16 protein-coding genes are annotated in these 13,689 nt (G+C 63.3%); 5 read left to right on the forward strand and 11 right to left on the reverse strand.

The annotated features are described in order from the left end of the window. The first annotated feature begins 170 nt into the window (after positions 1–170). Positions 171–473, forward strand: a complete 303-nt coding sequence (locus tag ACOOE1_RS05705) for a hypothetical protein (protein ID WP_420405372.1) — start codon at positions 171–173, stop codon at positions 471–473. Positions 474–580: 107 nt separating this feature from the next. On the opposite strand, the gene ACOOE1_RS05710 is transcribed toward ACOOE1_RS05705, so the two are convergent. The 6 genes from ACOOE1_RS05710 to ACOOE1_RS05735 all read right to left on the reverse strand — a co-directional run bounded on the left by ACOOE1_RS05710 (position 581) and on the right by ACOOE1_RS05735 (position 3,783). After that, positions 581–988, reverse strand: a complete 408-nt coding sequence (locus ACOOE1_RS05710) for a hypothetical protein (protein WP_420405373.1) — start codon at positions 986–988, stop codon at positions 581–583. Positions 989–1,000: 12 nt separating this feature from the next. Continuing rightward, positions 1,001–1,189 (reverse strand): hypothetical protein, encoded by a 189-nt coding sequence (locus tag ACOOE1_RS05715; protein WP_420405374.1) that lies wholly within the window; start codon positions 1,187–1,189, stop codon positions 1,001–1,003. A gap of 65 nt (positions 1,190–1,254) precedes the next feature. After that, positions 1,255–1,764 carry a hypothetical protein gene (locus tag ACOOE1_RS05720; protein WP_420405375.1) on the reverse strand — a complete coding sequence of 170 codons (510 nt, stop codon included), beginning with the start codon at positions 1,762–1,764 and terminating at the stop codon, positions 1,255–1,257. 53 nt (positions 1,765–1,817) lie between these two features. Beyond that, positions 1,818–2,219 carry a hypothetical protein gene (locus tag ACOOE1_RS05725; protein WP_420405376.1) on the reverse strand — a complete coding sequence of 134 codons (402 nt, stop codon included), beginning with the start codon at positions 2,217–2,219 and terminating at the stop codon, positions 1,818–1,820. A gap of 3 nt (positions 2,220–2,222) precedes the next feature. Next, positions 2,223–3,005, reverse strand: a complete 783-nt coding sequence (locus ACOOE1_RS05730) for an enoyl-CoA hydratase (RefSeq protein WP_420405377.1) — start codon at positions 3,003–3,005, stop codon at positions 2,223–2,225. After that, positions 2,995–3,783, reverse strand: coding sequence for a competence/damage-inducible protein A (locus ACOOE1_RS05735; protein ID WP_420405378.1), 789 nt, complete (start codon positions 3,781–3,783; stop codon positions 2,995–2,997). The genes ACOOE1_RS05730 and ACOOE1_RS05735 overlap by 11 nt, the downstream gene beginning before the upstream one ends. A 69-nt stretch (positions 3,784–3,852) precedes the next feature. Here ACOOE1_RS05735 and sfsA point away from each other — a divergent pair, with 69 nt between their 5' ends. The 3 genes from sfsA (at position 3,853) to radC (ending at position 6,277) form a co-directional block, all read left to right on the forward strand. After that, positions 3,853–4,569, forward strand: coding sequence for a DNA/RNA nuclease SfsA (gene sfsA / locus ACOOE1_RS05740; RefSeq protein ID WP_420405379.1), 717 nt, complete (start codon positions 3,853–3,855; stop codon positions 4,567–4,569). A gap of 122 nt (positions 4,570–4,691) precedes the next feature. Further along, on the forward strand, positions 4,692–5,513 hold the full coding sequence (gene map / locus ACOOE1_RS05745; protein WP_420405380.1) for a type I methionyl aminopeptidase: 822 nt from the start codon (positions 4,692–4,694) through the stop codon (positions 5,511–5,513). A gap of 68 nt (positions 5,514–5,581) precedes the next feature. Further along, positions 5,582–6,277 (forward strand): RadC family protein, encoded by a 696-nt coding sequence (gene radC / locus ACOOE1_RS05750; RefSeq protein ID WP_420405381.1) that lies wholly within the window; start codon positions 5,582–5,584, stop codon positions 6,275–6,277. A gap of 21 nt (positions 6,278–6,298) precedes the next feature. Here radC and ACOOE1_RS05755 read toward each other — a convergent pair whose 3' ends face one another. Next, positions 6,299–7,552, reverse strand: coding sequence for an MFS transporter (locus ACOOE1_RS05755; RefSeq protein WP_420405382.1), 1,254 nt, complete (start codon positions 7,550–7,552; stop codon positions 6,299–6,301). Between the two features lie 263 nt (positions 7,553–7,815). On the opposite strand from ACOOE1_RS05755, the gene ACOOE1_RS05760 reads away from it, so the two are divergent. Beyond that, positions 7,816–11,115: a PAS-domain containing protein gene (locus ACOOE1_RS05760; protein WP_420405383.1), complete on the forward strand. Its 3,300-nt coding sequence runs from the start codon at positions 7,816–7,818 to the stop codon at positions 11,113–11,115. Here the strand turns inward: ACOOE1_RS05760 and ACOOE1_RS05765 are convergent. The 4 genes from ACOOE1_RS05765 to mtnA all read right to left on the reverse strand — a co-directional run bounded on the left by ACOOE1_RS05765 (position 11,112) and on the right by mtnA (position 13,605). Then, complete coding sequence (locus ACOOE1_RS05765; RefSeq protein ID WP_420405384.1) at positions 11,112–11,372, reverse strand: hypothetical protein; 261 nt, start codon at positions 11,370–11,372, stop codon at positions 11,112–11,114. The genes ACOOE1_RS05760 and ACOOE1_RS05765 overlap by 4 nt on opposite strands. A gap of 184 nt (positions 11,373–11,556) precedes the next feature. After that, positions 11,557–11,796 carry a hypothetical protein gene (locus ACOOE1_RS05770; protein WP_420405385.1) on the reverse strand — a complete coding sequence of 80 codons (240 nt, stop codon included), beginning with the start codon at positions 11,794–11,796 and terminating at the stop codon, positions 11,557–11,559. 28 nt (positions 11,797–11,824) lie between these two features. Beyond that, positions 11,825–12,496 carry a class II aldolase/adducin family protein gene (locus tag ACOOE1_RS05775; RefSeq protein ID WP_420405386.1) on the reverse strand — a complete coding sequence of 224 codons (672 nt, stop codon included), beginning with the start codon at positions 12,494–12,496 and terminating at the stop codon, positions 11,825–11,827. Then, a complete protein-coding gene (gene mtnA, locus ACOOE1_RS05780; RefSeq protein WP_420405387.1) occupies positions 12,496–13,605 on the reverse strand; it encodes an S-methyl-5-thioribose-1-phosphate isomerase in 1,110 nt (369 codons plus the stop codon). The genes ACOOE1_RS05775 and mtnA overlap by 1 nt, the downstream gene beginning before the upstream one ends. Between the last annotated feature and the right edge of the window lie 84 nt (positions 13,606–13,689).

Here is a 13,689-nt window from a genome sequence, read left to right on the forward strand (position 1 = left end):
CCGCCCGCTTGCTCGTTTCGTCCGATATCCCCGAACGCCAGCATGCGCGGCCGGACGGTTCGATCTAGGAATACGCTGCCGTGCCGGATGCCGTCCATGGTGTTGGTGACAAGACGACGTAGGAAAGTTACAGTTCCACCAGACAGGCGCGAAAGCCGAAGGGATTATCCATGGACATCAAGAGCACGCTCGCATCGCAGAACGTCGCGCGCACGCAGACCACGCCGGCAAAACGGACTGACGGTCCGCAGGGCCCGGGACAGACCGAGGGTGCCCAGGGCGCAGTCTCGGTTTCGGTCAGCGGCGGCGCGCGCGGCGCCGCGTCGGTGGCCGAGAGCGTCAACGACAATCTCTCCCGCGAAGACGCGCTGGCGCTTGCCGGTGCGGTCTCGGAGGAGCTTGCCAATCTGCCGGGCGATAGCGGGATCGTCTCCAACCCGGCCCTGCTCGAGGAAGCCGCGCGCGGCGTCTGAGTATGCGCGCAACCGCGCTGTTCGATCCCCAGGACGGTCTCCTGCAGATGCGAAAAGGGCGCCTTCGGGCGCCCTTTTGCTTTTGACCGGACTCTCTCGGGTGCGCGTCAGACTTCCTTGCCCGCCGCCTTCTTGACCGCGTCCTCTTCCATGCGGAGCCTGACCTCTTCCATGATTTCCTCACGCAGCGCCGCCTTTTCCTTCTGCGGCAGCATTTCGAACTGCTCGGGAGTGAGCCCCTTCTCCTTCAGGATGCGCTCGAAATAGAGCTCTTCCGGCGTCTTCATCATATGGGCGAGAAAGGCCGCCGCAGCCGGAGACAGCGCTTCCGCCGCCCCGGAGTCCGACTCCTCCTCCTCTACCGGAGCCTTCTCGATCCGGCTGCTGTAGACGCCGTTGAAGGTCATGCGGAAGACATCGGTCTTGCCGCTATTAAGCGGTTCAAGCGCGCTGTTCTTCAGCAGATCGCTGGACGCCGACCCTGAGTCGCCCCGATGAATGATCGCTTCGACCACAACGCTCTCCCGTCACTCGGAGCCGGTATCTTCTTCCGTCCCGGCAATCTGTGCCGAGAGCGCAGCGCAGTAGATACCGTTCTTGCCGATCCGGAAATCGCGCGAGAAGAGTTCGGAAAGATCGAGTTTTTTCCAGCCTCTAGCGCTCGAGGCCGGGGTTCCGGCGCCGGTATCGGGTCTCCTGAGGACATTGGTGCCCATGGTTTCGTGTCTCCTGAAAAGTGGTCGAAACCAAGGAGAAGCAAGAAATGAGCCAGACTTGCCGGTCAGAAGTGGGGCCAGAGCATCCGCGAGACCGCGAGGGTCGCCATCTCGACATAGAGCAGCATGAAAGCCAGCATCATGTAGCGGTGCACATCCCCGGTAACGCGCGATTTTTGTGCCAGCGCGGCGCGGGTCAGTTCGCCGAGATGGGCCCGGATGAAGGCCTGCTTCTTTGCTTCGCCGCTCTGCCAGCTCTGCAGCATCAGAATGGTCCCGACGGTGGCCAGACTGAAGATCCAGAGCAGGTAGAACAGAAAGGCGATCAGGCTGACATCGCCCCAGCGCAGCCAGACCCCGACCGCGACCACGCCGACGCATAGGGCCGAGAAATAGACCAGGGTGTGCCACTGCTGCGCCTTGGCGAAGCGGAGATTCTCGGAGGCATCGGTGTAGAGCGCGATGAATTCGCGCCGTGTCTCGGAATCGAGGTCCGGCATCGTCTCCCGCTTCGGCGCCGCGCGGCGCGCCGGAGTCTCGTCCTGCGGTTCGGCACTGGAAAATTGATCAGCCATGGGACCGGTCCTCCCCTCTGCCTGTCATTCATTCAAGTATGCGCCCGAAAGCGTCACGGAATCAACTGACTAGCATCCAGCTCCGGACAGGGTCTGAGCGTCGCCGGCTGTTCTCCCTCACGCAGCAGCGCCGGTTCCGCGCCACGCCTGATCAGATAGGACCGTTCCGGCTCCGGCGCCGTCCAGGTATAGACCGGCGCGACCTCCAGGCGGTCTCCGGAGATCCGGTAGGTGGAGGATCCGAAGACATAGACCTTCTCGCCCGCAAGGGTTCCGAGCTTCGGCAGGACCCGTGCATATCTTCCATCCTGGAAGACCAGCACGGCGGTACCGCTGCAGCGTGCCTCTCCGTCGGGTCCGACGAAGCCCCAGACGCCGTCGACCGAGGCCGCGCGCGCCGGCTCCGCCGCGAGCAGGAGAATCGCGATCAGGACCGGAAGCGCGGCACGGGCCATGGTTCAGGCGGCGCCCTTCTTCTTTTTCTTGTTCTCGAGGAAGGCCTGCATCATCGCCTGCGGCTCACCGGTCTCGTAGGCCGCGGCGAAGGCCTCGATCCCGGACTCGATGCCGGCTTCGAGCGGCTCCTCCTCCCAGACCCTGAGGAGCTGTTTCTGGATCCGGATCGCGGCAGGCCCTGCCTCGGCGATCTCGCGCGCTGTCTGGGCCGCGATCTCCGGGAGGGAAACGGACGTCACCAGACGTTCGACGAAGCCCCAGTCGCGGGCGGTGCGCGCATCGATGATGGCGCCGGTATAGATGAGATAGCTCGCCTTGCCCCAGCCGATCAGCCGCGGCAGCAATGCCGCCTCGATCACCGAGGGAATGCCGACCTTTACCTCCGGCATGCCGAACTTCGCCTCGTCGCTGGAGATCCGGATGTCGCAGGATGCCGCGATCTCCATTCCGGCGCCGAGGCAATAGCCGTCGATCGCCGCGATGACCGGGACGCGACACTCGCGGATTGCCTTCATCAGGCCGTGAAGGCGGGAGATGAACGCTTCCGCACTCTCCGGGTCGCAGGCCGCCATCTCGTTGATATCGGCACCGCCGATAAAGGCCTTGCTTCCCTTGCCGCGCAGCACAAGCGCGCGCAGGCTGTCATCCTCCTCCAGTTCGTTGATCGCGAGCGTCAGCGCGCCGATCCCCTCGGAATTGACGATATTGAGCTTCTCGGCATTGTCCCAGGTCAGCGTCACCACGCTCCCGGTGCCGACCGTCTTGCGCTCGGTCTCAACCGGCATTTTCTGCTTCCTCCGCTTCTTCTGGCCGAGCCTCGATCGGCTCCCCGCCCTTGTCCCGGATCATCTGCCGGATCTCTTCAGCGGCCGCCTCCAGCCGCTTGATGTCGGTCCCGCGCGCCACCAGCGTGGTGCCGAAATAGCCGGCGCGGAAATAGGGATAGCTGCCGATCTCGATATCCGCGTAGCGCGACTGGATCTCGCCCAGTGCCTCGGCGACCACACCCTCGCCGAGGGTGCAGCTGACCGCGCGCGACTGGATCTTCTCACCGTGTCTCAGCTTTGGCAGCAGTTCCAGCACCATCGCCTGGAAGACGCTCGGCACCCCCGCCATGACATGGACGTTGCCGATGATGAAGCCGGGCGCGGTCGAGACCGGATTGTCGATCAGCTCCGCGCCGTCCGGCGTCTCCGCCATCTTCTTCCGCGCCTCGTTGAACTCGCGCCCGATGGTCTTGTAATGCACCGTCATGCGGCGCATCGCCTCCGGATTGCGGATTACCGGCAGATCGAAGGCGGCGGCGATGGAAGCGCAGGTGATGTCGTCATGGGTCGGACCGATGCCACCGGAAGTGAAGACATAGGTGTAGCGCGCGCGAAGGGCGTTCACGGCCGCCACGATCTCCTCCGCCTCGTCGCGCACCACGCGGACTTCCGAGAGCCGGATCCCGGCCTCGGTCAATTTTTCGGCGAGGAAACCGAGATTCTTGTCCTTGGTGCGGCCGGAGAGGATTTCGTTGCCGATGATCAGAAAGGCGGAGGTGACGGTTTCGTCTGACATAAAGGACCGGGATTGCTATGAGGTCTGAAGAGCTTAGCGCAAGCGAACCATGAAACAACGGACGCTCCGATGCAACTTCCGACGCCGCTCCACGAAGGCACCCTGATCAAGCGCTACAAGCGCTTTCTTGCCGACGTCAGGCTTGCCGACGGGACCGAGGTGACGGCGCATTGTCCCAATCCCGGCGGCATGATCGGGCTCAAGGACCCGGGCTCGAAGGTCTGGCTCTCGAAGTCGGACAATCCGAAGCGCAAGCTCGCCTATACCTTCGAGCTGATCGAGACCGCCGGCGGGCTGGTCGGCATCAATACCGGCCGCCCGAACGCCATTGTCGAGCAGGCCATCGGAAGCGGCGCGATCACCGAACTGGCCGGATATGCGTCTCTCCGCCGCGAAGTGCGCTATGGGGAGAATTCCCGCATCGACCTCTATCTCGAGGATCCGGCGAAAGGGTTCTGCTACGCCGAGGTGAAGAATGTGCATCTGAAACGCGACGGCGGTCCCAATCCGGGCGCGGCGGAATTTCCCGATGCCGTCACCAAGCGCGGCGCCAAGCATCTGGTCGAGCTCGGCAACGAAGTCGCCAAGGGCAACCGGGCAGTGATGGTCTATCTGGTGCAACGCATGGATTGCGACCGGTTCTGCGTCGCCGGGGATATCGATCCGGCTTATGCCGAGGCGCTTCGCCTGGCTCGCGCGGCCGGCGTCGAGGCGATCTGCTATGACTGCGAGATCACCACCCAGGCGATCACGGTGCGCCGTCCCCTGCCCGTCATCTGGCCCTGACCCGCACCACAAGCAGCGCGCCAGCGGCGCGGATTGACTTGACGCTGGATGCCCCGGACCGCATTTATGGCGGACGCTCAAGAGACAAAGCGCGGTTTGGCGCCGCGCGCAGATGGAACAGAATGCAAGATCCCTCCCTCGCCCAGGACGACAACGCCCGCACCATCAAGCTGCACGGACCGCTGGATTTCCAGGGGATGCGGCAGGCCGGAAAACTGGCGGCGGAAACCCTCGACTACCTGACTCCGTTCGTTCGGCCGGGCGTGACCACGGAGGAGCTGGACAAGCTCTGTCACGACTACATCCTCGAACATGGCGCAACCCCTGCGCCGCTCGGCTACAAGGGCTTTCCGAAATCGATCTGCACCTCGATCAACCATGTCGTCTGCCACGGCATTCCGGGGGCCCGGAAGCTTGAGAACGGCGACATCCTGAATATCGACGTCACCGTGATCCTGAACGGCTGGCACGGCGACACCAGCCGGATGTACGGCGTCGGCGACAAGGTCAGCGTGAAGGCCCGCCGGCTGATGGACATCACCTATGACTGCCTGATGCGCGGCATCGAGGTGGTCAGGCCCGGCGCGACCCTCGGAGACGTCGGCTACACGATCCAGAAATATGCCGAGGACCAGCGCTGCTCGGTCGTCCGCGATTTCTGCGGCCACGGTCTCGGACGCAGCTTCCATGCCCCGCCGAGCGTGCTGCACTACGGCAACAAGGGCGAAGGCACGATCCTGCAGGAAGGCATGTTCTTCACCATCGAGCCGATGATCAATGCCGGCAAGTACCCGGTGAAGATCCTGCCCGACGGCTGGACCGCGGTCACCCGCGACCGCTCGCTCTCGGCCCAGTTCGAGCATTCCATCGGCGTCACCGCCGAGGGTTGCGAGATCTTCACGCTCTCGCCCAAGGGCTATACCAAGCCACCCTATGAGGTCTGATCGCCGGAAAAAGCGCTCCGCCCCTCTCATGGTCCAGCTGTGGAGGACCTTGAGGGGAGGACGTTTCCGTGCCACGCGATGACCTTCTGAACCCGGACTACAATGCCGGCCACCGCCGCCGGCTTCGGAACCGTTTCCTGAAGACCGGCCCCGAGCGGGTCGCGGATTACGAGCTGCTGGAGCTGGTGCTGTTCCAGTCAAGGCCGCGCGGCGACGTGAAACCGCTGGCGAAAATGCTGCTCGAGCGGTTCGGCAGCTTCTCCGAGATCATCTCCGCGCCGGCCGAGGACCTGATGAAGGTCCGCGGTGTCGGAGAGAGCACGGCGATCGCGTTGAAGGCGGTGCGCGCCGCCGCCATCCGGCTGATGCAGGAGGAGGTGCGCGAGCGCGCCGTTGTCTCCTCCTGGGACCAGCTCATCGCCTATTGCCGCGCCGCCATGGGCTTCTCCAAGCGCGAGCAGTTCCGCGTGCTCTTCCTCGACAAGAAGAACCGGATCATCGCCGACGAGGTGCTGCAGGAAGGCACGGTCGATCACACCCCGGTCTATCCCCGAGAGGTGGTGGCCCGCGCCCTCGATCTCGGCGCGACCGCCCTGATCCTCGTGCACAATCATCCGAGCGGGGACACAACGCCGTCGAAGGCCGACATCGAGATGACGAACCAGATCCGGCAGGCGGCGGCAACGCTCGGCATCGTGCTGCACGACCACATCATCGTCGGCCGCGCGGCGCATACCAGCTTCAAGGCGCGCGGACTGCTCTGAACGGATCACTCCGAAAGGCGATCAGTTGCGGGCGACTTCCCGGATAAAGACTGCCGCCACGACGCCCGCGAGGCAGAACAGCGGCAGCACCAGAAACGCCGTCTCGAAGGTCTCCAGCGCGTAGACGCGCGCGCCGTCGACCATCCGGCCCTGCCATCCGAGGTCCAGCAGATAGCCGATGAAGGGTTGCAGTACGGCTCCGCTGCCGACGACGAAACTGTTGATGATCCCGAGCGCGGCACTGTTCGCCCAGGCCGGGTTGTGCTCGCGGGCAACGGCGAAGCTCAACACCATGGTAGCGGAGCCCACCCCCTGCAGCGCCAGCACCGCCTGCAGCAGCGGCAGCGGCATGGCCGGGAACAGGATCACCAGCGAGATTCCCGCGGTCGCCAGCAGGCCGCCCGCGACCATGAAGCGCCGCCGCTTGCCGAGCTTGTCGGAAAGCCAGCCGACCACAGGGGCGCCGATCCCCCAGCCGAAGAACATCACCGAGGCGAGCGCCGCCGCTTCCGGCTTCGTCATATCGCGGGCCTCGATCAGGAAGGGCACGCCCCAGAGCCCGCCGAAGGCCAGCATGGACCCGGTCATGCCGACGCCGAAGATCGCGGCGAGCCAGGTTTGCCGGTTGGAGAGCGCGCGTTTGAGGCCCTCGAGAAGCGGACGCGCCGGCTCGTCATGCGCCCGCACCTTGTCGCGCACGGTAAGGAACAGGCACACCGTCAGCACGGCGCCGCCGATCGCCACCGCCCAATTGGTATCGCGCCAGCCGATCTGCTCGACAGCGTAACCGAACGGCGCCTGCCCGAGAATCCCGCCCAGCACCCCCAACGCCTGCGCAAGGCCGCCCAGGAGCGCAAAGCGCGCAGGGAACCAGATCGCCGCGACCGACAACGCGGCTACGAAACTGCAGGCGCAGCCGAGACCGATCAGGAACCGGCCGACATAGGCCATCTCGATGGTTTCAGAGTTCGCAAACACCATAACGCCGGCCGTGCAGATCGCCGCCGCAACGGTCGCCAGGCGCCGCGCCCCGAACCGGTCGATGGCTACCCCGACGGGTATCTGGATGCTGGCATAGACATAGAAATAGACCGCCGACAGATTGCCGAGAATCGCCCCCCCGACGGCAAATTCCCGCATCAGGTCATCGACCATGACGGAGGGCGAAACCCGGAGGACGAAGGCATAGAGGAAAAAGATCGAAGCGAAGAGCCACCCGGCCAGGAGCAGCGTCTTCGGCGGCGACACGAGGCTCGTTCCAGACTCAGTGCTCACGCGGTCCCTCCGGCAAGAAAAGGTCTCGTGTCAGTCGCATGCGGTCCCGCGACGGTCAATCTCCGCGGACGGCAGGACAGCCTGAGCGAAATGTCATCAGTTCCCGGCATCCGAAAGCAGCACGTGGCCGCACATCTCGAGCGGACCGAGAGATACCCCTCGCCGAACGGAGATCCTGTCTCGGACGCAAACCAACTGTTAACACACATATGACTAATATCGCGTTCGCTTAAAATTGCGACGACCGAGAGTCAGCCCGTCTAATGAACGCAAAGAGTCCCGCCACGGAACAGGACGTTCTCTCGTCCGTGATGGAGAATGTGAGTCAGGGCCTCAGCTACTTCGATGAGGAACTCAAACTCGTTGTCTGCAACCGGCGCTATCTTGAGCTGCTCGGCTTCCCCCTCTGGATGGGGACACCCGGCACTCCATTGTCGACATTTTTCCGCCATAACGCCGAGCGCGGCGAATACGGGCCCGGCGAGATCGAAGACCTTGTCAGGGAGCGCCTCGATCTCGCCCGCAGGGCCGAGGCTCACTGCTTCGAAAGGGAGCGGCCGGACGGCACCGTCCTGCGTATCAGCGGCGTACCGGTCCGTGGCGGCTTCGTAACCACCTACGACGACATCACCGAGTTGCGCAAATCCCAGAAGGAACTCGAAGAGACCAACGAACGCCTCGACGAGCTCGTCTGGGAACGAACCGAAGAACTGCACACCAGGGAAAAGGAACTCTCGGCGAAGACCACCGCGCTCGAGACCATTCTGGAATCGGTCAACTACGGCATCACCCTGTTCGACAACGACCTCGCTCTCGTCGCAGCGAACCGGCGGGCCTTTGACATGATGGATGTACCGGAGGATCTGCGGATACCCGGCACGCCTTTCGAACGATATATCAGGTTGTTCGTAGAGCGCGGCGACTACGGCGCCGGCGATGTCGAAGAGCTGGTCAGATCCCGGATTGAACTGGCCCAGACGTTCGAACCGCACAGCTTTGTCCGGGAATCTTCGACAGGCCGGATCTACGAGACCACCAGACGGCCCGTCGAAGGCGGCTTCGTGACGACACATGTCGACGTGACGGAACAGAAGCGGTTCGAATCTCTGCTGCAGGCCAACAACGCCGATCTCTCCGAAAAGACATCCGCCCTGGAAGCCGTCCTGGCTGCTCTCGAACACGGCATTGCGCTCTTCGGGAAGGACCTGCGTCTGGTTGCGGCGAATTCGCGTGCCTTCGACCTGATGAAGGTCCCGCACGAAATGAACCGGCCGGGAGTGCACTTCTCGGAGTTCCTGCGCCTGCAAGCCAAGACGGGAGAGTTCGGCCCTGGAGACATCGAGGAGATCGTAGAGAAACTGACCGCCCTGGCGGAAAATCCGGAGCCTTACCATTCCATTCGCCATCGCTCCGACGGATCGATCATCGAAGTAACCCGCCACCCGATCGACATCGGTTTCGTCGCGACCTACAGGGACGTCACCGAGCAAAAACAGTTCGAAGCGCTGCTGCAGGCCAACAACAAAAAACTGTCCGAAAAATCCGCCGCACTCGAGACCATTCTGGAGACGATCGATTATGGCATCTCGCTGTTCGACAAGAACCTAAGACTCGTCGCCTGCAATCCGCCGGCTCTCGACCTGATGGCAATTCCTGCGCACTTCAATACGCCGGGACGACCTCTTGCCGACTTCCTCAGACATCAGGCGGAAAACGGCGAATTCGGGCCGGGCGATATCGACGAAATCGTTGCCGAGAGACTTGAGAAGGCTTGGAGCACAGAAGGATATTCCGCGGTCTGGGATCGCCCGGACGGGCGGATCGTCGAGTTCATACGTCGCCCGATCGAGAGCGGTTTCGTGACAACCTACCGGGACGTCACCGGGCAGAAACAGTTCGAAGCGCTGCTGAAGGCGAAGAACAAAGAGCTTTCGGAGAAGACCGCCGCCCTGGAAACCATTCTGGAGACCGTCGACTACGGCATCACTCTCTTCGACAAAGACCTCAACCTGGTCGCCGCGAACCCGCAGGCGTTCGAGCTGACAGACATTCCGGAAAGCTACAACTACCGCGGCTGCCACCTCTCGACCCTTCTGAGACATCAGGCGGAACAGGGACAGTTTGGCCCTGGCGACATCGACGAGATCATTGCGCGCCGCACAGCGGCCGCGTGGAATGAGACGCCCTACTCGGCCACACGCGAGCGCCCGGACGGACGGATCATCGAAGTTGTCCGGCGCATGATAGACAACGGTTTCGTCACCACCTACCGGGACGTGACGGAGCAAAAGCGGATCGAAACCCTGCTGCGCTCGTCCAACGAGGAACTTGAGGAGCGGGTCGAGGAGCGGACCTCCGAACTGAACCGTCAACTACGAGAGACGGAACGCGCAGAATCCGAGATGCGCGCGGCCAAGAGCCGTGCGGAACAAGCCGACAGGGCCAAATCCGACTTCCTTGCCCGGATGAGCCATGAAATCCGCACGCCGCTGAACGGAATCATCGGCCTCAACCACATCCTGAGTTCGACTGAACTCACGCAGGAACAATTGGCCATCGTCGAAAAGGTTCAATCCTCCTCGGATTCCCTGCTCCGGATTGTGAACGACATTCTGGACTTCGCAAAAATCGAAGCCGGTCGCCTCGATCTCGAAGACATCCCGTTCTCGCTCGAAGAGATGCTCCATACGGTTCAGCAGATCGCAGCACCGCGCGCCGAAGAGAAAAACCTGCGGTTCGAAATCGACACGGCCGGGGCGGAAAACGAGCACTTCTTCGGCGATCCGCACCGGATCAGCCAGATCCTGACCAATTATTGCAGCAACGCCATCAAGTTCACCGACTCAGGCAGCGTTCGGGTGACTGCCGAGATCGAAGAGATCGGGAGCGGTAGGGCGAAGGTCCATGTCGCCGTTCAGGACAGCGGGATCGGCATGACGGCCGAGGAATCCGAGCGTGTCTTTCGTCCCTTCGATCAGGCTGACGCATCGACGACGCGCCGCTTTGGCGGGACAGGTCTCGGGCTCGCCATTTGCCGCGAGCTTGCCGACAGCATGGGCGGTCGGGTCTGGGTCGAGAGCGCCGCCGGAGAGGGAAGCACCTTCCACCTCGAATTGCCGCTCAGGAGAGCTGAGGCGGACCTGACCGAGACCGCTGTCGAGGAGCGCGACTGGCGCGTTGCCTGCAGTGGCATGCAGGTGCTTCTGGTCGAAGACAACATGATCAATCGCGAGATCGCCACCGTGCTGCTGGAAGGCGCCGGAATGACGGTTCTCCCGGCGGTCCACGGCAAGGAAGCGGTCGATATCATGCTGTCGGAGACAGCGCCGAAGATCGACGCCGTCCTGATGGATCTGCAGATGCCGGAGATGGACGGACACGAGGCCACGCGCCATATCCTCGCCGATCCCCGCTATCGTGATCTCAAGGTGATCGCGCTGACCGCGAACGCGGTCGCCGAGGAAATCGAGAAGAGCAAGTCGGTCGGCATGTGCGGACACATCACAAAACCGTTCGAGCCGGAAACCCTGTTCCGGCATCTCGCGCTGAGCCGCAATTCCTAGACGGTGATATCGAGAATGGATCCCCGTGGCAGATCCGCATTGACCTCTTCAAGCGGGATCGGGTTCTGGCGCTGCGGATTCTGCTGATCGGCTCGCGGATCGCTGCCGCGCAGTTCCTCGGCGAACCGGCTGTTCGCCGGATCCGGTCCACGGGCACGCCGGGCCCCGCCGTCAACCTCGTTCGGCTGCGCCGGTGTCTGCCTCTCGCCGGTCGGGACCGGAACCAGAGGAAAATTGTTAATCGGACCGAGTGCCATATCCAGCCCAGTTCGCTCAGGCCGGTCTCCGGCGGGTATTCTGCCGCAAACCGGCGCTTGAATCCATCGCGCTCACGGTTAAACACAGCATTTATATTGTATTTTAGATAAATATGTCAATTACCCTGCCGGCTTCATCGCCCGGAGCGGCCGGTTCACGGAGAGCAGGGTCTACACCACAGACCTAGCTCTCAGGTGGAAGTGCTCTTTTCTTCAATGACTTAGCAAACCCAAGAGGATCCTTGAGCGGATCATGCTCGGCCGCAGCGTCCCTGGCGGACTCACTCAGATGCCGCCCGGCATTTTCCAGCTTCGGACGTGTTTTCACATAGACATCGGCGGCCATGTCGGCAGCCTTCTGCTGCACCTCCGGATTTTGCGCGATCCGGCGGGCCGCTTCCAAGAAGAGACGTCTTACAATCATTGCCGCGCTCCTTCCTCAAACAGACCGTTCAACGCCCACCATACCCCGTCACGCCAAACTTCGCCGCGACCTTCTCGATCTCCTCATCCGGCAGGATGGCCGGCTGGCCGATCTGCAGCGCACGCCAATACATCGCCGCGAGTGTCTCCGCCTCGACGGTGAGCGCAAGCGCACGCTCCAGATGCGGACCGAGCACGATCAGCCCGTGATTGCCGAGCAGGCAGGCCTTGCGCCCCTCCAGCGCCGTCAGCGCATGGTCGGACAGGTCCTGCGTGCCGTAGGTCGCGTAGGGCGCGCAGCGGATTGTCGGGCCGCCGAACAGCGCGATCATGTAATGGAAAGCCGGAATATCGCGATGCAGGCAGGCCAGCGTGGTGGCGAACATGCCGTGGGTATGCACGATCGCGCCCGCATCCTCACGCGCCTTCATGATGTCGAGATGGAAGCGCCACTCGCTCGACGGCTTGTGCTTCCCCTCGACATTACCCTCGAGATCCATCCGCACGATATCTTCCGGAGTGAGCCGGTCGTACCGGATGCTCGACGGTGTCAGGAAGAACCCCTCCTTCGGGTCGTCGCCGACACGCACACTGACATTGCCGGCGGTCCCCTGATTGAGGCCGAGTTCGTTCATCTTCAGGCAGGTATCGATCACCTCCTGCCGGAGCGCCTTCTCGGCCGCCCCCATGCGCTTTGCCATCAGTCTTCGCCCGCCTGCCGCATTTCCGGAAAAAGTTTCAACAGTCCCTCCTCGCTCGCCTCCGCGAGTCCGCGTTCCGTCAACAGGCCGGTGACGAGCCGTGCCGGCGTCACGTCGAAGGCCGGGTTCGCCGCCGGGCTCCGCTCCGGCGTGATCGTCACCGTCGCAACGTCGCCCGAAGGCAGCCGCCCGGTCATCTCCGTCACCTCTCTCGCACCGCGCTCCTCGATCGGTATGTCGCGCACGCCGTCGGCGATCGTCCAGTCGATGGTCGGAGACGGCAGACCGACATAGAACGGCACGCCGTTGTCATGCGCCGCCAGAGCCTTGAGATAGGTGCCGATCTTGTTGCAGACGTCGCCCGCCCGCGTCGTCCGGTCGGTTCCTGTAATCACCAGGTCGACCATGCCGTGCTGCATGTAGTGCCCGCCCGCATTGTCCACGATGACCGTGTGCGGCACGCCGTGATTGCCGAGCTCCCAGGCGGTCAGGCTCGCGCCCTGATTGCGCGGCCGGGTCTCGTCGACCCAGACATGCACCGGGATCCCAGCGTCGTGCGCAAGGTAGATCGGCGCCGTCGCCGTGCCCCAATCCACCGTCGCGAGCCATCCGGCATTGCAGTGGGTCAGGATGTTTATCGTCTCGCCCGGCTTCTTCTTCAACTGGATATCCTTGATGACGGCCAGTCCCGCCTCGCCGATGGCGCGGTTGATGCCGACATCCTCGTCGCAGATCTCGCCCGCGAGATTGAGAGCGGCTTCGGCGCGTACCTCCGGCGCCAGCGGTGCAAGTTTCCGCCGCGCGGCATCGAGAGCCCAGCGCAGGTTCACGGCCGTCGGCCGGGTCTCGTAGAGCCGCTCATACGCGTTCGAGAGCCCGGCATCGGAGGCGTCCGCCCGCATCGCCAGCCACATGCCGTAGGCCGCGGTCGCGCCGATCAGCGGCGCGCCGCGCACCAGCATCGCCTTGATGGCATGCGCCGCATCCTGAAGCGTTTCGAGCCGCGCGATCTCGAACCGGTGCGGCAATTTCGTCTGGTCGATGATCTCGACCGCGGTACCGTCTCCCGCCGGCCAGATCGTACGATGCGGCGTGCCGTCGATTTTCATGAATAAGCTCCCTCGTCCCTCTCCCGCCGATGGCGTGACTCCGGCGGGCGGCAATGATAAAACCCCGCCTGCCCGAACGCCATC

This window comes from Nisaea sp. (assembly GCF_965216895.1).
Classification (GTDB): domain Bacteria; phylum Pseudomonadota; class Alphaproteobacteria; order Thalassobaculales; family Thalassobaculaceae; genus Nisaea.